The sequence below is a fragment of the Variovorax sp. 10N432 genome (assembly GCF_056394465.1).
In genome coordinates this window covers 1-21745 of the sequence record NZ_JBFTHX010000024.1, presented here as the reverse complement: position 1 = coordinate 21745, position 21745 = coordinate 1, and the positions used below count along the sequence as shown (strand labels likewise).

23 protein-coding genes are annotated in these 21745 nt (G+C 66.8%); 9 read left to right on the top strand and 14 right to left on the bottom strand.

Annotation, left to right across the window (positions count from 1 at the left end):
* Positions 1-5: 5 nt before the first annotated feature.
* The 9 genes from fliJ (at position 6) to fliR (ending at position 6376) form a co-directional block, all read left to right on the top strand.
* Positions 6-461, top strand: coding sequence for a flagellar export protein FliJ (gene fliJ / locus AC1DF3_RS24470; protein WP_301813654.1), 456 nt, complete (start codon positions 6-8; stop codon positions 459-461).
* Between the two features lie 20 nt (positions 462-481).
* Positions 482-1843, top strand: coding sequence for a flagellar hook-length control protein FliK (locus AC1DF3_RS24465; RefSeq protein ID WP_478141132.1), 1362 nt, complete (start codon positions 482-484; stop codon positions 1841-1843).
* A gap of 234 nt (positions 1844-2077) precedes the next feature.
* Positions 2078-2563, top strand: a complete 486-nt coding sequence (gene fliL / locus AC1DF3_RS24460) for a flagellar basal body-associated protein FliL (protein WP_286537851.1) — start codon at positions 2078-2080, stop codon at positions 2561-2563.
* A gap of 21 nt (positions 2564-2584) precedes the next feature.
* Entirely contained in the window at positions 2585-3586 is a 1002-nt protein-coding gene (gene fliM, locus AC1DF3_RS24455) for a flagellar motor switch protein FliM (protein ID WP_286537850.1), read from the top strand.
* Positions 3579-4013, top strand: coding sequence for a flagellar motor switch protein FliN (gene fliN / locus AC1DF3_RS24450; protein WP_286537849.1), 435 nt, complete (start codon positions 3579-3581; stop codon positions 4011-4013). The genes fliM and fliN overlap by 8 nt, the downstream gene beginning before the upstream one ends.
* Before the next feature lie 55 nt (positions 4014-4068).
* Positions 4069-4482, top strand: coding sequence for a flagellar biosynthetic protein FliO (gene fliO, locus AC1DF3_RS24445; RefSeq protein WP_286537848.1), 414 nt, complete (start codon positions 4069-4071; stop codon positions 4480-4482).
* Between the two features lie 59 nt (positions 4483-4541).
* Positions 4542-5234: a flagellar type III secretion system pore protein FliP gene (gene fliP / locus AC1DF3_RS24440; RefSeq protein ID WP_286527148.1), complete on the top strand. Its 693-nt coding sequence runs from the start codon at positions 4542-4544 to the stop codon at positions 5232-5234.
* A gap of 10 nt (positions 5235-5244) precedes the next feature.
* The gene (fliQ, locus tag AC1DF3_RS24435) at positions 5245-5514 is read left to right on the top strand and encodes a flagellar biosynthesis protein FliQ (RefSeq protein ID WP_286537847.1); all 270 of its coding nucleotides are present in this window, start codon (positions 5245-5247) and stop codon (positions 5512-5514) included.
* A gap of 67 nt (positions 5515-5581) precedes the next feature.
* The gene (fliR, locus tag AC1DF3_RS24430; protein ID WP_478141131.1) at positions 5582-6376 is read left to right on the top strand and encodes a flagellar biosynthetic protein FliR; all 795 of its coding nucleotides are present in this window, start codon (positions 5582-5584) and stop codon (positions 6374-6376) included.
* Positions 6377-6424: 48 nt separating this feature from the next.
* Here the strand turns inward: fliR and AC1DF3_RS24425 are convergent, their stop codons facing one another.
* The 14 genes from AC1DF3_RS24425 to AC1DF3_RS24360 form a co-directional block, all read right to left on the bottom strand.
* A complete protein-coding gene (locus AC1DF3_RS24425; protein WP_478141130.1) occupies positions 6425-7207 on the bottom strand; it encodes an FkbM family methyltransferase in 783 nt (260 codons plus the stop codon).
* A complete protein-coding gene (locus AC1DF3_RS24420; RefSeq protein WP_478141129.1) occupies positions 7204-8091 on the bottom strand; it encodes a phytanoyl-CoA dioxygenase family protein in 888 nt (295 codons plus the stop codon). Before AC1DF3_RS24420 ends, AC1DF3_RS24425 begins: the two co-directional genes overlap by 4 nt.
* A gap of 38 nt (positions 8092-8129) precedes the next feature.
* Positions 8130-8837, bottom strand: coding sequence for a phytanoyl-CoA dioxygenase family protein (locus AC1DF3_RS24415; protein ID WP_478141128.1), 708 nt, complete (start codon positions 8835-8837; stop codon positions 8130-8132).
* Between the two features lie 12 nt (positions 8838-8849).
* On the bottom strand, positions 8850-9800 hold the full coding sequence (locus AC1DF3_RS24410; RefSeq protein ID WP_478141127.1) for a glycoside hydrolase family protein: 951 nt from the start codon (positions 9798-9800) through the stop codon (positions 8850-8852).
* A gap of 8 nt (positions 9801-9808) precedes the next feature.
* Positions 9809-10468 carry an acetyltransferase gene (locus AC1DF3_RS24405; RefSeq protein WP_478141126.1) on the bottom strand — a complete coding sequence of 220 codons (660 nt, stop codon included), beginning with the start codon at positions 10466-10468 and terminating at the stop codon, positions 9809-9811.
* Positions 10453-11100 (bottom strand): class I SAM-dependent methyltransferase, encoded by a 648-nt coding sequence (locus AC1DF3_RS24400; RefSeq protein ID WP_478141125.1) that lies wholly within the window; start codon positions 11098-11100, stop codon positions 10453-10455. The genes AC1DF3_RS24405 and AC1DF3_RS24400 overlap by 16 nt, the downstream gene beginning before the upstream one ends.
* On the bottom strand, positions 11097-11807 hold the full coding sequence (locus AC1DF3_RS24395) for a WbqC family protein (RefSeq protein WP_478141124.1): 711 nt from the start codon (positions 11805-11807) through the stop codon (positions 11097-11099). The genes AC1DF3_RS24400 and AC1DF3_RS24395 overlap by 4 nt, the downstream gene beginning before the upstream one ends.
* Positions 11808-11818: 11 nt before the next feature.
* Positions 11819-12982, bottom strand: coding sequence for a DegT/DnrJ/EryC1/StrS family aminotransferase (locus AC1DF3_RS24390; RefSeq protein WP_478141123.1), 1164 nt, complete (start codon positions 12980-12982; stop codon positions 11819-11821).
* A complete protein-coding gene (locus tag AC1DF3_RS24385; RefSeq protein ID WP_478141122.1) occupies positions 12979-15507 on the bottom strand; it encodes a tetratricopeptide repeat protein in 2529 nt (842 codons plus the stop codon). Before AC1DF3_RS24385 ends, AC1DF3_RS24390 begins: the two co-directional genes overlap by 4 nt.
* A gap of 174 nt (positions 15508-15681) precedes the next feature.
* Entirely contained in the window at positions 15682-16755 is a 1074-nt protein-coding gene (locus tag AC1DF3_RS24380; protein ID WP_478141121.1) for a TAXI family TRAP transporter solute-binding subunit, read from the bottom strand.
* Between the two features lie 64 nt (positions 16756-16819).
* Positions 16820-17641 carry a hypothetical protein gene (locus tag AC1DF3_RS24375; protein WP_478141120.1) on the bottom strand — a complete coding sequence of 274 codons (822 nt, stop codon included), beginning with the start codon at positions 17639-17641 and terminating at the stop codon, positions 16820-16822.
* Between the two features lie 204 nt (positions 17642-17845).
* Entirely contained in the window at positions 17846-19057 is a 1212-nt protein-coding gene (gene flgL / locus AC1DF3_RS24370) for a flagellar hook-associated protein FlgL (protein WP_286537843.1), read from the bottom strand.
* A gap of 34 nt (positions 19058-19091) precedes the next feature.
* Positions 19092-21056 carry a flagellar hook-associated protein FlgK gene (flgK, locus tag AC1DF3_RS24365; RefSeq protein WP_478141119.1) on the bottom strand — a complete coding sequence of 655 codons (1965 nt, stop codon included), beginning with the start codon at positions 21054-21056 and terminating at the stop codon, positions 19092-19094.
* Positions 21057-21139: 83 nt separating this feature from the next.
* Positions 21140-21745, bottom strand: a 606-nt coding sequence (locus AC1DF3_RS24360) for a methyl-accepting chemotaxis protein (RefSeq protein WP_478141118.1), incomplete at its 5' end; no start/stop codon positions are given.

Below are 21745 nucleotides of genomic sequence, written 5' to 3'. Positions count from 1 at the left end.
CACCGATGGCCCAGAAACTCCCGCTCGACACGCTGACCGATCTCGCCCGGACCCAGACCGACGATGCCGCGCGCCGCCTCGGCGCCTTGCAGGGCGCCCGGCTCGGGGCCGGCCAGAAGCTCGAGCTGCTGCTGCAGTACCGCCAGGACTACTACGACCAGCTGCACCAGCTCATGAACAAGGGCCTGCCGACCGCGCAGTGGCGCAACTTCCAGGCCTTCCTCGGCACCCTCGACGGCGCCATCGAGCAGCAGCGCGCGATCGTGGCCCAGGCCGAGAGCCGGCTGGACCACGGCCGCAGCGACTGGCAGCACCACAAGCGCCGCCTCAACTCCTTCGACACCCTGGCGGAGCGCGTGCGGCGCCAGGAAATGCTGGCGCAGGCCAAGCGCGAGCAACGCGACAGCGACGAACGCGCAGCCCGGAAGTTCTTCGACCGCGCCGCCCATCCGACCCTTTGAAATCCCGACCGGATTCGCCCATGCCCACACTCATTTCGCCCTCCGTCAATCTCGCCAGCCCCCAAGCCTCGCAGGCCGGGCCCCGTGGCCGCGGTGCCGAGGAGCCCGACGGCCGCAGCTTCGGCGCCATGCTCGACCGCTCGCGCGCCGCCGGCGGCACCCGGTCGGCGGCCGCGGCCGATGCCGCACCCGAGGCCACCGCAACGCGGCGGCCGGGCCGCGACGGCGAGCGCAAGAGCGAACTCAGCGCCGCCGACGTGCTGGCCATGCTGGCACCGCTGGCCGCGCCGATCGCGGCGCCGATCGTCGGCACCCCAGCCGAAGGCCGCCCGGTCGCCGGCAACGCGGCGTCCGCCGCCACCGACACCGCCCTCGCCGGCGTGCCGCCTGACGGCGCCGCAACGAACACGTCGGCCAGCCCAATGACCGCCGCCGACGCCGCGGCCGCCTCGCAGGCCGAAGGCGCCGAAGCGGCGGCGCTGGCTCCGGCCGCCGACGCGCAGGCGAAGGCCGATGCCCCGCCCGCCGGCCATGCGGCGAAGACCGCCGGCGCGATCGATCCGGCCACCCGCACCGCCCTGTCGCCACCGACCGCCGATGCGGCGGAGGCTGCCGCGCCACCGGCCACCACCCCGGTGACCTCCTCGTTCGTGCCGCCGGTGGCTGGCGCCAAGGCCGCGACGCCGGGCGCTGGTGATGCCGCGGCGGCAGCCGCCGCGGCACCCACCGACACGCCCAGGACCGCCGCGGTCCAGGCCGCCGCCAGCGCCGCGACCGCGACCGCCGTCGCGGCCGAGCCCAAGGCCGCCGAGCCGCTCGACGCCGACGCGCAATCGAGCGCGCCGACGCTGCAGCCGGTCGCCTCGGCGCTGCCGGCCGCGGCCGACCGTGCCGCTGCCACCTCGAACGCCACGCCCGTGCTGTCGGTCGCGCCGCCCGTGGGCAGCCACGAATGGGGTCCCGCAATCGGCCAGCAGATGATCCGGATGAGCGCCAGCGGCCACCAGGTGGCCGAGCTCAACCTCAACCCGGCCGGCCTCGGCCCGCTCAAGGTCACGCTGACGATGGGCGACAACCAGGCCCAGGCGACGTTCGTCTCGGCGCACGAAGGCGTGCGCAAGGCGGTCGAGGCCGCCCTGCCCCAGCTGCGCACGACCTTGGCCGACCAGGGCATCAGCCTGGGCCACACCTCGGTCGGCGCCGAAAGCCGCCAGCCCTCGCCGCAAGGCGGGTTCGCCCAGCAGAACCCGGGACGGTCGTCCGGCCAGCCGGCCTACCCCGGTGCCGGACAGGGCGTCGACGCAGCCTCCGCCGCCCCGCAGCCCGTGGGCCCGGCCCGTGCCTTGCGGGCGGCCAATGTCGGCCTGGACACCTTTGCCTGAGACTTCCTGAGACCTTGCGGGACAGACCAAGAAACTGCGCAGCAGTTTTTGCTCTGTCCTCAACTGACTGAGACCTTGCGGGACAGACCAACAAACTGCGCAGCAGTTTTTGCTCTGTCCTCAACTGATCAAAAGGCAATGAACGGATCTGAAGCGCTTTTCCCTCCCTGATCGACCGTTCGCCAAGCCTTCAGTTCGCAAAGAATAGACCGAACAAGTTAATCGAACTTCACCATGGCCACCTCACCCAACGCTCCCACCGCCGCCGCGCCTCGCTCCTCGAAGCTGCTGATCGGCCTCCTGATCGGGGTCAGCCTGCTGGCCGCCGGCGCGGTCGCCTACGTCTTCCTCGGCCCCAAGGCCGCCGCAGCGCACCAGGCCGAAGCCGCCAAGCCGGCACCCGAAAAGCCGATCTTCGTGGCACTGGAACCGTTCACCGTCAACCTGCAGGGTGAAGGCCGCGCCAAGTTCCTGCACGTCGGCATGGCGCTCAAGGTGCGCGGCGAACCGTCGAAGGCGCAGATCACCGAGTTCATGCCCGAGCTGCGCAGCCGGACCCTGATGCTGCTGTCGAACCGGACCGCCGACTCGCTGGTCTCGCCCGACGACAAGGCCAAGCTGGCCGAGGAGATCCGCACCGAGCTGAACCGGCCGCTCAACGCCGATCTGCCCGAGCAGGGCATCACCAGCGTCGCCTTCAACACCTTCGTGGTGCAGTGACCCCCAGCAGGCGAGCCACTCATGGCCTATGAACAAGTCCTCTCGCAGGACGAGGTCGATGCCCTGCTGCAAGGCGTCACCGGCGGCAGCGTCGACCAGACCTCGAAGCCGGCCAAGCCCTCGGATGGCCTGCCGGCCTACGACCTCGGCGCGCCCGACCGGGTCGTGCGCAGCCGCATGCACACGCTGGAGGTCATCAACGAACGCTTCGCGCGCGGCCTGCGCAGCGCGCTGCTGAACTTCATGCGCCGCAGCCCCGACATCTCGGTCGGGCCGGTGCAGATCCAGCAGTACGCCGAGTTCGTGCGCCACCTGCCGGTGCCGGCCAACATCAACATGATGCACATGAAGCCGCTGCGGGGCACAGCGCTCTTCGTGTTCGATCCGAAGCTGGTCTTCCTGGTGGTCGACAACCTCTTCGGCAGCGACGGCCGCTATCACGTGCGGGTCGAGGGGCGCGACTTCACGCGCACCGAGCAGCGCATCATCAAGCGCCTGCTCGATCTCTCGCTGCAGTGCTACGGCGAGGCCTGGCAGCCGGTCTACCCGCTCGACTTCGACTACGTGCGGGCCGAGATGCACGGCAAGCTGGCCAACATCGTGGCGCCCAACGAGGTGGTGGTCAACACCACGCTGCAGATCGAGTTCGGCCCGATCGGCGGCTTCCTGCACGTGTGCATCCCCTACTCGATGATCGAGCCGATCCGCGACCTGCTGTCGAACCCGATCCAGGACGAAGTCGAGATCGACAAGCGCTGGGTCAAGCAGATGTCCAGGCAGATGCAGGCCGCCGACGTCGAGCTGACCGCGGACTTCGTGAAGATGTCCTCGACCATCGGCGAGGTGCTCAAGCTCCAGGTCGGCGACGTGCTGCCGATCGAGCTGCCGTCCTCCGTCATCGCCCGGGTCGACGGCGTGCCGGTGATGGAGTGCGGCTTCGGCACCTCGAACGAGCGCTACGCCCTGCGCGTGCAAAACATGATCTCCCACCAAGACAGCGATGTGAAGAACGACCATGACTGACAACATTTCCTCCGCCAGCGACGCGGACGACTGGGCCAGCGCGCTGGCCGAGCAGACCGCCGCCACGCCCGCCCCACCGGCAGCCGAACCCGTGCCGGCGCCCGCCGCGGCTCAGGTCTTCCAGCAGATCCAGGAGCCGGCGGCCGCCGCCAGCGTCTCCGCCGTGGACATCGCGCGCGTGATGGACGTACCGGTGCAGCTGACCGCCGAGATCGGCCGCACGCGCATCACCATCAAGAGCCTGCTGCAGCTGTCGCAAGGCTCGGTGGTCGAGCTCGACGGCCTGGCCGGCCAGCCGCTCGACGTGCTGATCAACGGCTACCTGATCGCCCAGGGCGAAGTGGTGGTCGTCAACGACAAGTACGGCATTCGGCTGACCGACATCATCACGCCGTCGGAGCGGATGCAGAAGCTGGCCCGGTCATGAGCCGCACGGCCGCTCCGAAGGCGAACGCCGCAGCGCGAAGCGCGGAGGCTTTCCAATGACGCTCCCGACGGTGCCCTCCCACGCGGTCGAGATGGCGCCGGCAGTCGGTGCCTCGGGCCTGCTGCAGGCCGGCCTCGGCATGCTGGTGGTGCTCGGCCTGATCTTCGGTTGCGCCTGGCTGGCGCGCCGCTTCGGGCTGCAGCGCTTCGGCGGCGGCGGCCAGGTGGTCAAGGTCGTGTCCAGCGCCAGCGTCGGCCAGCGCGAACGCGTGGTGGTGGTCGAGGTCGCGGGCACCTGGCTGGTGCTGGGCGTGACGGCGAGCCAGGTCAACACCTTGCATTCGCTGCCCGCGCAGGCGGTGGCCGGCGCCGCCGCCGAACCGGTTTCGATGGCCCGCAACCCGGTCGACCTGTTCGCGCAGAAGCTGCGTGAATCGCTGACCGGCAAGGCCCGTCCCGCGTCATGGTGAAAATGCCTCTTCGCCGGGGGCTGCAGGCCGGCCTGGTGCTGCTCGCGGCTGCGCTGCCGATGGCCGCCTGGACCCAGGGCCTGCCCGGGCTGATCAGCACGCCCGGCCCCGGCGGCAGCCAGACCTGGTCCCTCAGCGTCCAGACGCTGGTGCTGCTGACCTCGCTGTCCTTCCTGCCGGCCCTGCTGCTGTGCATGACCAGCTTCACGCGGATCCTGATCGTGCTGGGTTTGCTGCGCACCGCGATCGGCACCCAGTCGTCGCCGCCGAACCAGATCCTGGTCGGGCTGTCGCTGTTCCTGACCTTCTTCGTCATGTCGCCAGTCTTCGACAAGGTCTACACCGAGGCCTACAAGCCCTTTTCCGAGAACAAGATCAGCACCGACAAGGCCCTGGAACGCGGCATCGAGCCCTTCAAGGCCTTCATGCTGCGCCAGACCCGCGAGAACGACCTGGCGCTGTTCGCGAAGCTGGCCAAGGTGCCCGACATGCAGGGCCCCGAGGAAGTGCCGCTGCGCATCCTGCTGCCCTCCTTCGTGATCAGCGAACTGAAGACCGCCTTCCAGATCGGCTTCACCATCTTCATCCCGTTCCTGATCATCGACCTGGTGGTGGCGAGCGTGCTGATGTCGATGGGCATGATGATGGTGCCGCCGGCCAGCATCGCCCTGCCCTTCAAGCTGATGCTGTTCGTGCTGGCCGATGGCTGGCAACTGCTGATCGGCGCACTGGCGCAGAGCTTCTACACCTGAAAGAACCGACATGACCCCCGAAACCATCATGTCGATGGGCAACCAGGCGATCCAGGTGTCGCTCGCGCTCGGCGCCCCGCTGCTGCTGGTGGCGCTGGTCGTCGGCCTGGTCATCAGCATCTTCCAGGCGGCGACCCAGATCAACGAGGCCACGCTGTCCTTCATCCCGAAGCTGCTGGCGGTGTTCGCGACCATGGTCATCGCCGGCCCCTGGATGCTCGGCCAGATGCTGGACTACATCCGCACCTTGTTCATGAGCATCCCCCAACTGATCGGCTGAACGTGATTCCCACGCTCCTAACTTCGTGTGCCACCGCCCCCCGAGGGGGCGGCCCGGCGGCGGCCTGATGCCACCCGTCTTCGAAGTCACCTCGGCGCAACTCACCGCTTGGCTGGTGGGTTTCCTGTGGCCGTTCGTGCGGATGCTGGCGCTGGTCAGCACCGCGCCGATCTTCGGCGAGACATGGGTGGCGCGCCGGGTCAAGGTGGCGATCGCGGCGATGCTCGCGCTGGTGCTGGCGCCGACGCTGGGCCCTATGCCCGACGTGCCGGTGGTCTCCGCCGGCGGCGTCTGGATCATCATCCAGCAGGTGCTGGTCGGCGTCGCCATGGGCTTCACGATGCGCATGGTGTTCACCGCCGTGCTCGCCGCGGGCGAGTACATCGGCCTGCAGATGGGCCTGTCCTTCGCGTCCTTCTTCGACCCCATGAACGGCGGCGCCACGATGGTGGTGGCGCGGCTGCTGAACATGCTGGCGATGCTGATCTTCATCGCGGTCGACGGCCACCTGCTGATCATCGCCGCGCTGGCCGAGAGCTTCCAGGCCCTGCCGATCGCCGATGCGCCGCTGGCCGCGCAAGGCTGGATGGTGCTGGTCTCGGGCGCGAGCCAGATCTTCGCCAGCGGCATGATGCTCTCGCTGCCGCTGGTGACCGCCCTGCTGATCCTGAACCTGGCGATGGGCATCCTGAACCGAGCATCGCCCCAGTTCAGCATCTTCGCCGTGGGCTTCCCGCTGACGCTGCTGGCCGGGATCGGGATGCTGCAGCTTCTGACGCCGCACCTCGCGGTGTTCCTGGAGCCCCGATTCGCGCAGGGGCTGGAAGCGATGGTCCGGATGGCCCGGATGCTGCGTCCCTGAAGCCGTCGGCCCCGGTGACGGCCGAGGCGGACCTTCCGCCGCGACGACTCAGCGGGCGAAGATGCAGTTCCAGAGTCCCTCGTACTTCTGGACCTGGTGCTTCTCGATCATGGCGAAGCCGAGTTGGCGCAACGTGCCGGCGATCTCTTCGAGCTTCGCTTCGTCGATCTCGATGAAGACCTCCTTGCAGCCGCGCAGCGATTCCATGGCGCCCCTGATCGCGGCCATCTCGTGCCCGTCGACGTCGATCTTGACGTACTCGGGCCTCGGCAGACCCATCTGCTCGATCCAGCGGTCGAAATGCACCAGCTGGATCGCGTGGACGTGCTGCGGCGCAAAGGTGTCGCCGAACACCGCAACAGGCGCGCCGACGATCTTCTCGTGACTGCCGAGATCCATCTTGTGAATGTAGAGCTTGTCGGCCGAGAACCGATCCGACACCGCGACATTGAATGCCGAGATGTCGAACTCGACGCCGCGATTGAGAAAGGCGTTCCACGACAGCAGGAAGTAGTTGGACGGATCGGGTTCGATGGCGACCACCCTGAGCTTTCGTTTCGCCGCATAGAGCGCGAAGACGCCATTGCTGGCGCCGAAATCGTAGTAGACCGACGACGCGGGAATCCGGTCGATCCAGTCCAGCAGTTCGGGCTCGATGTGTTCGATGCCGGCCGCCATCCATAGCAGTCGCTTGCTGAGCGCCAGCCAGCGAAGGCTCAGGCCGCGCACTTCGGATTCGTGGCAGTAGTCCTCAGGATCGAAAGCCTCGGCACGCGCCAGGACATCCTGGGCGACGAGACTTTCGAGGGGGACTGGTTTCCAGGTTTTCATTGGTTGAGGCATCGGGAGAGTGATTCTTTGTGTGGCCGGACGGCCGGCGTGCGGGCCGCCCTGCCGCGATACGCCGCGACAGTGGGCTTGAGCTGCTCATGTCCGGTTTTCATGTCGCTGCGCTCGAGCTCGTCGCGGGGCGGCAGCGAGCAGTAGCCGAGAACGGCCTTCTCGTCGTCGGTCAGCACTTCGTAGATGGGTTCCGGCAAGGTCCCCGTGATGTCGAAGTTCTGCTTCATCCACCAGCGGACGAAGGTCGCGATCAGGGACCAGCGACTCGCGCCCGTCGAGTTGCCCAGCGCACCGTGCCAGATGCGACTGTCCCAGATCACGATGTCTCCGGCCCGCGTCTCCACCGGTATTGCGTCGGACATCGCGGACTGGTCCGCGTAGCGGTCGGACAGGTGCGACCCGGGCACGAGGACCGTGCAGCCGCGCTGCTGCGTCTGGTCTTCGAGGACGATCGCCACCTGGCAGGCGATACAGTGCTTGCCGCTGCTCGGCACGAACGAATCGATATGCAGCGGCATCGGCTTCGCGCCGCTGCTGCGGCCGGCAAGCGCCCGCAGGATGAAGTTCGGCTGATCCGCCGGAATCTGCCTGTACCAAGCATCGTTGAGCAGGCCGCTCAGGATTCGCATCAGCAGCGGATTGCCGGTGAACGCGCGGAAGAACCCGACATCCTCGCGCTGCAGGTTGTAGAGCGTGTCGTGGCCCCGGTTCAGGAACGGTTGATCGTCATCGCCGGCCTGAGGGCGGTTGGCATTCAGATCCCGCATGCTGGCCAGCAGCATGTCGACTTCCCCGGGCGCGATGCCGCCACGGATCACGCTGTAGCCTTCGTTGGCGAGCGCTCCGAGATGTGCTTGTGCGACCTGGTTCATGTGAGAGCCGTTTTGTTGCGTAGGGGTTGTGGGGACGGTCATTGGAGACCCGTCAGATAAATGTCGCGGTCGACGGCGGTCCGGTAGGCGCTGACGAAATTCCGCCGCTCCCATTGCGGGCATTCGATGTCGTCGAAGCGGCATGAAAGTGACAGTTTCCAGTCCGTCGAGGTCGACGTTCGCGTCTTGTGGACCAGAAACGGCGACATCAAGAGAATCTGGCCGGCCTCGATCTGCACATCCAGGTAGCCGGCGATTTCCTGTTCATGCAACACGTACCCCGCGTCGGTCTGCGCTCCGGGCCACAGGCCGCGCTGGTGACTGCCGGGCACGATGCGCAGTCCCGGCCCGTCCTCGCCGATATCGGTGATCGAGGTCCAGGCGATCACGCCGTTCGAGGACGTGCCCATGCTAGGCCAATCCTGGTGATACGGAAGCCCGTAGCCATTGCCGGTGGCATTGCTTGCCGTGTAGTGCGTGACGATCGGCCCGGTCTGGACCGGCTCGGCCAGGCCCGGGCAGCGTGTCAGCGCATCGACCATCGCCGGCGAGCAAAAGAAGCGCTTGATCTCGAGGTCTTCGGCGAGCAGCTTGATGATGTTCCGGTTGCGAACGGGATCCTCGGTGAAGCGGGTCGCCACTCGCCTTTCGAATCGGGCCCGCAGGGTGCCCATCCATTCGCGTGAACCCGGTGTCGAGACGATCGCAAAACCGAGCTCGCGAAAGTCCCCGGCGATGATTTTCATGGCGCACTCCATCTATTCTTCTCGAAAGCCTTCGGCGTACCCGAAGCCGCTCGCGCCGAATCCGTTGCCGTTGTAGAACATGAGCAATCGCTCATCGACAATCACCACCTCCGGGTACGCGACCATGAACGAATCCCAGCCTTCCGCGGCAACATCGATCCCCGCCTCGCTGTCCATCCTGGACCAGGCGATCCCGTCCGCCGACTCGGCGTACCCGATCCGATAGCTGGCTGCGGCGTCTTCCCGATACCCGCCCTGCTTTCGATACGCGTACCACATCCGCCATCTGTCGCCGTCCTTCCACACCGATGCCCGGACGATGCCCCCCTCGGCCTGGTCCGCATAGTCGATGGCGATCCGGCCTCGGCGCTTCCAGTGGATGCCATCGCGCGACTCCGCATACTTGAGGTGATAGCGTGGCTCGGCGACGCCGCCGACCAGATCCCAGCCGGTGCACGACAGATACCAGTTGCGCCAGATGCCGTTCTCGATGCGCACGCAGGTCGTTGCGCAGAAGTACGGCTCTTCGGCGCTGCGGTCCATGACCGGGCCTTCGAACAGCCGCCGGTAGCGGGTTCCGCCGTCCTCGCTGACGGCCAGTCCGACCGAGTTGTGATACGGCACCGTGTTGCGCACGTTCCAGCCGATGTAGTACAGATAGTGGACGCCGTCGTGCTCGACGACCGACGACGGCATCATTCCGCAATCATCGAAGGTGCCGGTGGCGCCGAGCTGCAGCACCGGTTGCGATTCGACGTGCAGGATGTCCGACGGGTCTTGGCTGCAGACGTCGAGTCGTGCGATCCAGCTGCGATTGTGCGCATCACGGCTGCTGAACATGATTCGCAGCGCGTTGTCCTTCACGCCCGCGACCGTCGGGATCTGCGCATGCGACTTCGCCCACGGCAGGCGGTCGTCAACCGCATAGACGAGCCCACGCTTCTCCCATCGAATGGCTGCCATCGTGCTTCCTAGAATTTCAGCCTGGTGCTGGGCATCTCGAGCCTGGTGGCCGGATTGCCTTTGTAGACCGACCATGGCTCGGTGTTCTTCATCACTGCGGCGGCCATCGCGACGAATGTTCCCTCGCCGATGCAGATGCCGTCCCGCAAGGTTGCATTGACCCCGAGGAAGCTGTGGGCGCCGATGTCGCAATGGCCGGACATGACGACGTGTGAAGTGATCGTCACGTGATCCTGAATCCGCCCATGGTGTCCGATATGGTTGCCGCTCCACAGGACGACGTTGTTCCCGATCCGTGTGAACGGCTGCAGCGTGTTGTCTTCGAGAATGAAGCAGTTCTCGCCAATCTCGTTGTTGAACGACGTCGCCCTGGAGCTGAGGTAGCTGACCATGCGGTAGCCCTTCGCCTTGATGTCGACGAAGACGCGCTCACGATCGCGATTCATGTGCTTCGGCGACATCGGCGCAAAGAAGCTGAAGTCCGCCGGCGGATGCGTGTGCTCGACGTCTTCGAAGGCGACCACCGGCACGCCTTTGAACCGCTCTCCCTCCGGCAAGTAGGCGCGGTTCACGCAAAAGGCAGCAACCCGATGCTCGGAGTCGTTCTCAAGGTAAAAGTGTGCGAGCTCGGCATAGTCCTGCATGCCGAAAATCACGACGTTGGCCATCCGCTGTGCTCCTTGTAGACATACACGGTGTACTCGTACAACCCATAGTCGTTTCTGACGACGTAGTGCCGCGAAAGCTTCTTCGCGATGAAATCGGTGAGCTGGTCGAGCGACACATGGAACAGGTCATCGCGTTCCCAATCGACCTGCTTGGACATCACGTTGAAAGCCATCCCGCAGCGCGTCTTCTCGAACACCACCGCAAGCATGCGCTGCAGATAGTCAAACATGTCGCTGAAGGACATCTCACGCTTTTCGGTGAATACGCCGTTCATGACGACGTAGTCGAACTCGCGCAGGCGCTCGGGTTCCGCGAGCAGGTCCAGGCACAGATACTCGTTCTGCGGATACTTCTTCCGGGACAGTTCGCAGAATGCGGACGATGCGTCCAGCCCTTCATACCGCAAGCCCTCCACGTCGTGCTCGAGCATGTACTGGTAGAGGTGCGACGCACCGCAGCCCAGATCCAGCAGCGTCTTCTCGGTGGTCGATGGCCTGATCAGGTCGAGCATCACCCCATAGCGCTTCGCCGCATCCGCTGCGTTCGGCCAGTCGACCCCGCGGTGGGAGTCGCCGAACTGCGCCAGGCAGTCCTCATAGTGGCGGATGATTGCCTGGTATTGACCGCTCACGACAGGACTCCGCCGTGAAGCTGCGCGTCGATGGAAGCCGCGTCGTTGTGCATCAGCACGTCGACCATCGACAGGCCGGGCATGAACCCCGCCCCCCCCTGCGCGTGAGGTTGCAGCGACGGCGTCAGGAACGCGAGCTTCAACCCTTTCTCTTCGAAGCATGCGCGGTCGTAGAGTTCGATGCCGCCGATCGAATTGACGTAGAGGTCGGCTTTTTCATGCAGACAGATGTCGATGATCCTGGCCTGTGCTCTCAGATCGGCGTTTCCATACCGCCGCGACGTCGCGATGATTTCTGTTTTCAGGCCGAGGTGATCGCGCAGGCAGTTCAAGCTGTGCAGCAGGTAGTCGGCAAGGTTTTCCGCCGGGTGCTGCACGACGCGTTCGATGAGCGGAAAGACCCGCTCGAATTGCGATGCGCGGGCATACGCCTGCCGGATCGACTTGACCATCCGGTCGCGCCAGGCTGTGTCGTTGCCGATGGCAATGTCGCAGATGCGCCGGTTCTGGCTGGCCTGGCGCAGCGGCACGGTCAACATGTGCGCCGCACCGTCGATGTCGATCCGGTTCCGGTTGATCCAGCCGCGATTGATGAAGTTGACATCGTCGTAGAGTACGAAGCTGTCGACTTTGGACATCAGCTGGAAGTAGCCGAGATACGGAAGAAAATAGGGTTGCATGATGGCCAACCGGCGTTCGGCTTGCATGATGGCCCGGTTCAGGCGAAGGCCTCTGCCATGGCTTTCGAGCTCGCCCGTGTCGCGCCCCAGGCCCCGATCAGCCCGGCGATCTCCTCCACCTGCGCATCCTGCAAGGCGGGATAGATCGGCAGGCAGAGCACCTGCTGGGCGGCGGCGGACGCGACCGGCAGGTTGTCGCGATGCGCCGAGGGCAGGTTCCTGTACATCGGGAAGTCCGAGATCAGCGGGTAGAAATATCGGCGGGCGTGGATGTGGTGGTCGCGCAGCTTCTGGTAGAGCGCATCGCGGCTCAGTGGGTACTCGGGGCCGACCAGGATCGGAAAGTAGGCATGGTTGGCCACCCGTTCGCCGCCATCCTCCGGGCAGCGGATTCCCCGCGTGCCCTTGAGCAGTTCGCGATAGAGCGCATCGATCTCTTCGCGGCGCGCGAGCGCCTGGTCGACGTGCTTGAGCTGCAGCAGCCCGAACGCGGCATTGACCTCGCTCATCTTGCCGTTGATCCCGGACGCGACCACCGTGACCTCTCCGACATGGCCGAAGTTCTTCAGCTGGTCGATGCGCAACTTGGTCTTGGCGTCGGGGCAGACGATCGCGCCGCCTTCGAACGTGTTGAAGACCTTGGTCGCATGAAAGCTCAGGACCGAGAGATCACCGTGCCTCAAGATGCTGCCGCCGGCGTCCTCGACGCCGAAGGCGTGCGCAGCGTCGTAGATGACCTTGAGATTGTAGTTGTCGGCGATGGTCTGGATGGCCTCGACGTCGCACCGATGTCCATACACGTGCACCGGCATGATCGCAGTCGTCTGCGGGGTGATGGCCGCTTCGATCCTGGCCGGATCGAGATTGAGCGTCAGCGGGTCGACGTCCGCGAACACCGGCTTGATGCCGTTCCAGAGCAGCGAGTGCGAAGTCGCCACGAACGAGTACGGCGTGGTGATGACCTCGCCCGTGATGCGCAGGGCCTGCAACGCCGTGACCAGCGCGAGGGTGCCGTTGGTGAACAGCGCCAGATGCTTGACTCCCAGGTAGTCGCAAAGGGCCTGCTCGAGCTGTTGATGGAACGGACCGCCGTTGGTCAGCGTCTTGCTGGCCCAGATCTCTTCCAGATAGGGGATGAATTCGTCCAGCGGCGGCAGGTAGGGCTGCGTCACATAGATCGGATCCGTGCGCGATGCCGTCATGCGCGGCCTCCCGGGTCGCGACTGGCGTCGAAGGACGCAGCGGGCAGGCCCGCGCACCAGCGGCGCCACATCGTGCGCAGGGCACGTTCCAGTGCGGCTGCGATCAGCGACGGCTGGCCGATGGCCGAGGCTGCCAGGCGACCGCGCAGGCTGGCGCGCAGTTGCGCCAGCTCGGGCAGGCGCTGGGCCAACGACGCGCCCTGCGCCTCGAATGCCGAGGCATCCTGCACCACGAATTCATCCAGGCCGACATGCCCGAGCACGCTGACGCCGGCGCGGCCGGCCATCGTGGCCCCAGCGAGCGTCAGCGTGGGCACACCCATCCACAGCGCATGCAAGGAGGTGGTCCCGCCGTTGTAGGGAAAGGTGTCCAGGCAGACATCGATCTGGTGGTGCAGCGCCAGGTAGTGCTCCATGGTGCAGCGCGGATGGAAGTCGAGTCGGCTGCGCTCGATGCCTTCGGCGTCGAACCAGCCGATCAGCGCCTCGTACTCCCCATGGCGCGGCAGTCCCGCCAGCACCATGCGCGACGTCGGCACGGCGCGCAGCAGCTGCGACCACAAGGCGACGACCTCCCGGCTGATCTTGTGCAGCCGGTTGAAGCTGCCGAAGGTCAGGTGCCCCGCGCGCAGCGCCGGCAGATCGTTGACCGGCGGCGCCTCGGCCGACGGTTGGAAGGGTGCGTTCGCCGGCAGGTACGCGAGCTTCTCCGTGAACTGGCTGTCGAATCGTCCGGGCGGCAAGATGAAGGGATCGGCCAGGTAGTAGTCCATGCTGTCGAGGCCGGTCGTCCCGGGATAGCCCATCCAGCTGACCTGCACCGGCGCCGGCCGGCGTGCGAAGACCGGCAGGCGGTTGTCGGCCGTGTGGCCCGAGAGGTCAATCAGGATGTCGATCCCGTCGGCGCGGATCTTCTCCGCCAGTTCGGCATCGCCCACCCCGCCGACCGTGTCCCAGTACCTCACATGCCCGCGCAGCCGTTGGCTCACGTGGTCTTCCGCCGCGCGCCGGGACGAATAGGCGTGCAGCACCAAGGAAGGTTCGCCGGCCAGATGCGCGAGCACCGGCTCGAGAAACGAAGCGACCGCATGGTTGTACAGGTCGCCCGAGACGAAGCCGATCTGCAGCGGCCGCTCGGGTTCGCGTGACCTGTCATGCGGCCTCCACGAGGCCCGCAGCGGTGTCTCGAAGCGCTCGCCAAAGCGGCGGTGCTCCGCGAACACGGCGTCTGCGTCCAGCGCCTGGCCATGGGTCAGGCAGAACAGCAGGGCACTGAGCGAATTGGTCTCGCCGGGCTGGATTTGCACGGCGCGGCGGAAACTGGCTTCGGCTTCGGCTTGCCGGCCTTGGGCACTGAGCGATGCGCCGAGGTTGGCAAACAGGTAGCCCAATGCCGGATTCGCCGCCACGGCGCGCCGGAACGCGGTTTCGGCGTCAGCCGAACGGTCCTGTTCCAGCAGCAGCAGGCCCAGCTGGTTGTGCCCGATGGCGCTTGCCGGATCGATGTCGAGTGCCTTCCGGTATTGCGCCTCGGCCTCCGCCAGCCGCCGCATGTTCTTGAGAACGCCGGCCAGCTCCAGATGGGCATCGACATAGGAGGGATCGATCTCCAAGGCGCGCCGGCAATGCAGCTCGGCCTCGAAGAGGCGCGCCTGGCCCTGCAGCATCCAACCCAGGGCGCAGTGCGCCTTGGCGTGCATCGGGTCGATCTCCAGAACCCGGCGGGCCGTGGCCTCGGCCTCGGCCTGGCGTCCGACGGCGGCCAGGGTCAGCCCCAGATTGAATTGCGCCTCGGCATCCTCAGGCAGCAGTCCTGCCGCCATCTCCATGGGCTGCAGCGCGCCTCGAAGGTCTCCTTCGGCGCAGATCGCCACGCCCAGCGCCTTCCAGGCCGCCGGATGCCGTGGAAAGCGCTGGGTCAACGAGCGAGCCAGCGCCTTGACCTTCTCATAGCGCTTCTGGGTGAAGTAGGTCGTCAGCTTGTCGAGTTCCCGCGGGCTCGGTTGCGGCGTGCGGCCGGAAGCACGCGGCGCGGCCTGGACCCGCGGCGCCGGCGCCACCGCGGCGGGCGCCTGGGTATCGCGAATCGAGCGGGCGATTCGCGTTCGGACTTCCAGCTGCCTGGCCAGTGCCTGCGCGAGTTCGCCCTGCAAGCCGCCCTGCAGGGCGGACTCCAGCATGTCCCGTGCGGCGTCGAGTTGATCGGCCTGCATCAGGGCATCGATGCAGCCGAGCTGGTAGTTCGGGTTGTCCGGCTGCGCCTTCAGGGCCGCCACGAAATGCGGCAGTGCTTCGCTCGCCTGCCCTGCACGCACCGCCAGCCGGCCCAGGCCGTAGTGCGCCTGGGCATGCTGCGGCAGGGCGTCCAGAATGCCGCGGTAGAGCGTCTCGGCGTGTTCCAGCTGGCCGCTCCGGTGGAAGTTCGTGGCCATTCGCAGCGATTCGTCCAGCGCGTGAGCCAAGGCGTCGACCACGGGCGTGTCGCCCGGACCGGCAAGTTGCTGAGATGAAGAAGATGCGTTCATCGATGAGAAAGGAGTTTTCGAGAACGCCGTAGGAGACGCCCGCTTGCCTGGATTGTTCGCGGTGGCGCCAGGAAGCAAAGCGCAGATCAGAAGGGAAAGAACCCCTCTGATCCGGCAACTGGCAGGAAGACGGCGGCCTGCAGCGGCGGCTGCGGCCCCGAGCGCGGGCCGGGCTCAGCGCCTGCAGATCCCCAACACCAGCTCCTGCTCGGTGCAGTTGCGCGGCAGAGGCGGCGGCGCCGTCGTCGCCGCTGCGCTGACGGCCGACCGGCGGGCGATGCAGTTGCGCATGCGCTTTTCCATCGGCCCGTAGTAGCGCCATCCCTGGCTCAGGGGCGGCAGCTCCAGGCGCACCTGCTTCCACTTGGGGTGGCCGTTGGCCTGCAGCTTGTCGAAGTTGGCGCAGAGGGAATCGGCAAAGCGGGTCAGCGCGCCGACCGTCGACTGCAGGCCGTAGTCATAGGTGACCAGGTAGGCCTTCACGGTCAGGGTGGGCACGTCGGCCTTGAGCCATGTCGAGTAGCTGGAGGCGCGGATCGCCGCCGGGAAGTAGGTCTTCTTCGCCCGCGCCGTCTCCGGCGCCGCGTCGTCGAGCTTCAGGATCTTGATGTAGTTGCGCGCCTCGGCCTTCATGTCCGTGAAAAGCTTGGCCGGCTGCCCGGCGACGATGATCGCGACATCGATCGACTTGTCGACCGTGAGCCTGGCCAGCGCCTCTTCATTGGTCAGGTACTGCGCGTTGGCAGGCGGCAGCGGCTCGCCGAACATCAGCTGGTAGAGCGTTCGCGAGGTGAGCGCGGTGCCGCTGCCCAGCGGGCCGACCCCGATCTTCTGGTTCTTGATCTCGTGGATGCTGTTGAGCGGCGAGTCGGCGCGGACGACGAAGTAGATCTCCTCGTCGTAGAGCGGCATGATCAGGCGCAGCGGCCGGATGATGTTGCCGGCCTCGGCGTTGCCGGCCTTCGCCTCGTCCAGGAAGGCCTGGTAGACATCGGACTGCACCAGCGCCAGCTTGACGCCCGGCTCGAAGCGCATGCGCTGGACGTTCTCGGCCGACCCCTTCGACTCGAGGACTTCGAGATCGATGTCGGCCGGGTCCGCGACCCAGGTCGCGAGGTCCCGGCCGATCTGGATGTACGTGCCGGTTTTCGATGCGGTGACGATCTTGTACTCCGCCCGGGGCGCCGCGGCCGCGCATGCGAGGAAGGCCATCCACAACAGCCCGATGGACAGGAATCTGATTGGCATGTTGGCTCCGTCGAAGGTTGATGACACTGCCAGGAGATGCCTGGCTCATTCTTGCGCGCACTCTCTAATTCTTCGAGCACAGGGCCAGCGCCGCCAGCGCCTCGCTGCACTCCTTGTCTTGCGGTCCGGCCGCACCGGCGGTCGGCGCAGGCGGGGACGCAACCGGCGCCTCCGGCCGCGCCGGGGCCGGGGCCGGGGCCGGGGCCGAAGGCGCAGCGGCCGGCGGCGCAGTGGCCTGCTCCAGCCGGATCGCCCTGGACGCCTTCAGCGAAACGTCAGGAAGGGGCTCCCCGCCGGCGGCCTGCGCCTGCGCTCGCTTGTCGAAGGCCTGCCACAGGGCCTGCACCGCCGGATCGTCCGAACGGTCGGCGTCCAGGCCCTCGAGCACCTGCTCGGCAGTGCCCAGGTCGCCGCGTTTCAGGGCGCCCTGGACTCGCTCGACGTCGTCCCTGAACGCACGCTCCCTGCTGGCCTCGTTCTCACCGTCGACATAGACGCGCTCGAGCCCCACGACGGCGAGCCCGGCCACGACCAGCGCGAGCGCAATGGCCGCCACCATGCGCTGGGGGGTCGCGAAGCGAGTCAGCCAGTTCGACTTGCCGCCGCCGCCGAGCACCTCCGTCTGCCAGAACGCGCCCGGCCGGACCATGCCGATCTCGGCGTCGGCCTCCTGCCCGGCCATGCCCGTGGGGCCGGGAATGTGGATGACTTCGTCCGCTTCCGGCTGAACCGTGTCCCTGAAGTCGATGACCATCGGGGCCGGCACCTCCTTGGCCACGGAGAGGCCGCGCCCGGGCACGGCCGGCGGCTCGGCATCGCCGGTATCGGCCGGCGCCAGCTGATCCTCGAAACAAAAGGGACAAAACCGGTTCCCCTTCTGCAGCATGGCAGCACAACGCCTGCAAGGCACCGAGAACGATGGATCCAGATCGGCCAGGTTCGCCATGGTTCAGGACAAGTTTCATGCTCGCGCCAGAATTGAGCGATGTAATGATTTTGTACCTACTTTAACGCCTAACCAAGCCCGTTGGAGCGGGCCGCCCCCGGAGGGACGAGGCCCGGGCGCGTCCGCCGCCCGGGCCGCTGTCGATCAAAGGTAGTTGAACAGCGAGATCGACGCCAGCTTGGCGAAGGTCATCTGGGTCGCCTGCAGCGAGGTTTGCCGCTGGTAGAACTCCGAGATCGCGCTGGCCGGGTCCAGGTCCTCGATCGAGGACATGTAGCTCTTGTCCATCAGCACGCGCGACGCGCCGCCGTCGTCGAGGGCGTCGACCTCGTTCATGCGCGAGCCCACCGAGGACAGAACGGTGAGCACGTTGTCGTGCGCGTTCGTGACCTTGACGTTGGCGGTGCTCAGCGCGTTCTGCAGCTTCGCCTGCGCCACCGCGCCGCCGCCTGTCAGCGGGGTGCGCAGCGCCGTGACCAGCTCGCCGATGGTCGCGAAGACGTCGGTGCCCGCGTTCTTGGCGGTCGTGACGTTGAAGGTGTCGCCGTCCGCCGGCGTACCCGTCATGCTGATCTGCAGCCCGCCGAAGGCGATCGGCGAGCCGGCCGTGAAGGCGCCGCTGGCGGCGACCACCGGGGGCGTGTCGTTGGTCGACACGGTGTAGTTCCCGGCCGCGAAGCTGATCGTGAAGTCCTTGCCGTAGTTGGCCGCGGTGGCATCGACCACGCTGACCGCGCCGAAGACGGCGGTGCCGGCGTTGGCCGCGGCGCCCGAGGTGACGTAGCCCGCGCCGCCCTGCACCGACTGGAACACGGTGCGGCCGTCGTCGGAGGTCGACAGCTGGCGCGCCACGTCGACCTGCATCAGACGCTGCCCCTGGTCGCCGATGTACTGCACGCCGCCGCCGGCCTGGGCCGCGAAGGGCGGGCTGGCGCTCTTGTAGCCGGCGAACAGGAACTGGCCGTTGCCGTCGTCGGAGTTCGCGATGCCCACCAGCTGGTCGAGATTGCTCTGGATCGCGGTCGCCAGCGAAGCGCGGTCGGCATCCGACAAGGTGCCGTTGCCGGCCTGCACGGTCAGGGTCTTGATGTTCTGCAGGATGACGGTGGTGCTGTCGAGCGCGGTTTCCTCGCGCTTGAGGGACAGGGTCGCGCGCTCGCGGCTGGTGGCGTACTGGGCCGACTCGGCCAGCGTCTGGGCGACGCCGAGAACCCGCGCCGCGCCCACCGGGTCGTCGCCGGCGGTCAGGAACTTGGTGCCCGCCGACAGGCGCTGCTGGACGTTGAAGAGGTTCTGCTGCTGCAGGCCCATCGCGAGGGTGTTCTGCTCGTAGAACGAACTGGTGCTGATACGCATCACGGCTCCTTGGATCTGGGTGGGGTCGGGGCGATCAGCTGCGGATGCCGAGGATCGCGTCGAAGATGGTCGAGGCGGTCTGGATGACCTTCGCATTGGCCTGGTACATCTGCTGGAACATCAGCAGGTTGGCGGTTTCCTCGTCCTGGTTGACGCCGGAGATCGACTGCTGGCTGGCCTTGATCTGGCTGGTCACGCTCTCCTGCGTCTTGGTCGCGACCTTGATCTCCATCGCCTTGTTGCCGACCTCGCTGACCAGCTGCGAGTAGGCGCCATTGAAGGTGGTGGTGCCGTTGCCCATCGTGGTCTGGCGCTGCAGGGCGCCCAGCAGCAGCGCGTTGCTGCCGTCCGACACGCCGCCCGAGTTCTTGCCGATGTTGAAGGTGTCGCCGTTGGCCGGCGTGCCGGTCATCRCCATGCTGAGGCCGTCGAAGCTGATCTGGGCGCCCGCCGTGTAGGGCACCGGGGCGCCGGCCGCGTAGGTGGTCGCGGTGCCGTTGGCCAGCGTCACGGTGACGGCGGAGGTGGCGGGAAATCCCGACAGCGCGCCGGTCGCGGAGTCGTAGCTCAGTGTCAGGTTGGCGGCCAGCGGGGTCGCCGGGTAGGTCGGGTCGACGGTCGCCTTGCCCAGCTTGCCGCTGCCCTGGTTGCCGGCGCCGTTGCCGGTCACGATCGGCGAGGCCGCCGCCACCTTGGCCGGGTCGAGCACCAGCACGTCCATGTCGCGCGCACCGGTGCGGGTGGGCTGCACCAGGAAGGAGTCGCCGGCCTGGGCCGTGCCGCTCGCCTGCGACAGGCTCACGCCGTCGAAGCTGATCGGGAAGCTCGTGAAAGTGCCCATCGACTGCTTGTCCGACAACCGGGTCACCGAGTAGTTCAGCGTGCCCGCCACGTTGCTGACCTGCACCGAATAGTCGCTGGTGCTGAGCTTGTTGGTGTCGGTCACGACACCCGACAGCACCATGTTGCCGGCGTTCTTCGCGTTCGAGAACACGCCGGGCGTGGCGGTGGTGAAGAAGTCGGTGCCCAGTGCACCGTTGAGGTCGACGCCCAGGCCGTGCTGCTCGTTGAAGGCGCCCGAGACCGCCATCGCCAGCCGGCCGATGGCGTTCTGGGCCGGGATCAGGGTCTGGGTGCGGAAGTTCATCAGGCCGCCCAGCGAGCCGCCGGTGATGACGTCGCTGCCGAGCTCCGACACGTTGCCGGCGATGCCCACCAGCGCCACCGTGGTGCGGGTCGGGTCGGCGGCCGAGGGCACCGCCTTCATGGTCGCGGCCTGGTCGCCGGTCACCAGCGACTGGCCGTTGCCCATGAACACGTTGTACTTGCCGTTGTCCTGCTCGAGCACCTTGACGTCGACGATCTGGCTCAGGTCGCTGACCAGCTGGTCGCGCTGGTCCAGCAGGTCGTTCGGCGGCTGGCCGCCAGCGACGGCGGTCATCATGCTGATCTGCTGGTTGAGGCTGGCGATCTTGCTCGAGTAGGTGTTGATCTGCGAGACGCTGCCCGAGATCTGGTCGTTGACCGACCCGTTCAGGTCGCTCAGGTACTGGTCGGTCGCGCGGAACTTGTTCGACAGCGACTGCGCCGAGCTGATGAGCTGCTGCCGCGCGGCCGAGTCGGCCGGGGTGTTGGCGACGCCCTGCACCGCGGTGAAGAAGGTCTGCATCAGCACGCTGATGCCGGAGGTCTTGTCGGCCAGCAGCGAGTCGATGCGGTTGATCTCGGTGCCGTAGGAATTCAAGGCCGCCGAGGAGGATTGGGCCGTGGCGAGCTGCGCGGTCAGGTAACGGTCGTAGCTGCGGCTGATCGTGGTGACGCCGGCGCCGGTGCCGACATAGCCCGAGCCGGTGGCGACCGCCGCGTTGGTGGCGACTTCCGCGACCTGCCGGCTGTAGCCGGTGGTGTAGACGTTGGCCGTGTTGTGGGCCGTCGTCATCAGCGAGGTTCGCGCGACATTGAGGCCGCTCAGACCCGTGAAGAACAAGTTTCCTGACATGGGATCGATTACCTGGTTGGGTGTGGGTGGGTGTTGCTTGCGGCATCGCCGCTGCAATGCCTTCAGGGTCTATATCGGCAGCTTCAACCGAAAGTTGAAGGCTGAACAGCGCCTGACTCCCGAAGCTTGAACACCCCCACCACCTCGGACAGGCCGCCGGCCTGGCCCTGCAGCGACTGAGCGGCCGCCGCGGCCTCTTCGACCAGTGCCGCGTTCTGCTGCGTCACCTGGTCCATCTGCGTGATCGCCTGGTTGATCTGCTCGATCCCCGAGGTCTGCTCCTGGCTGGCCGCCGTGATCTCGCCCATGATGTCGGTCACACGCTTGACGCTGCCCACGATCTCTTCCATCGTGTGACCCGCCTCGGCCACCAGCGCGCTGCCCACGCCCACCTTGCCCACCGAATCGTCGATCAGGCCCTTGATCTCCTTGGCCGCCGCCGCCGAGCGCTGCGCCAGGCTGCGTACTTCCGACGCCACCACCGCGAAACCGCGGCCCTGCTCGCCGGCGCGTGCGGCTTCCACCGCCGCGTTCAACGCCAGGATGTTGGTCTGGAACGCGATGCCGTCGATCACGCCGATGATGTCCACGATCTTCTTCGACGATGCGTTGATCGACGCCATCGTGTCCACCACCTGGCTCACGACCTCGCCGCCCTTCACCGCCACCTCGGAGGCCGAGGCCGCGAG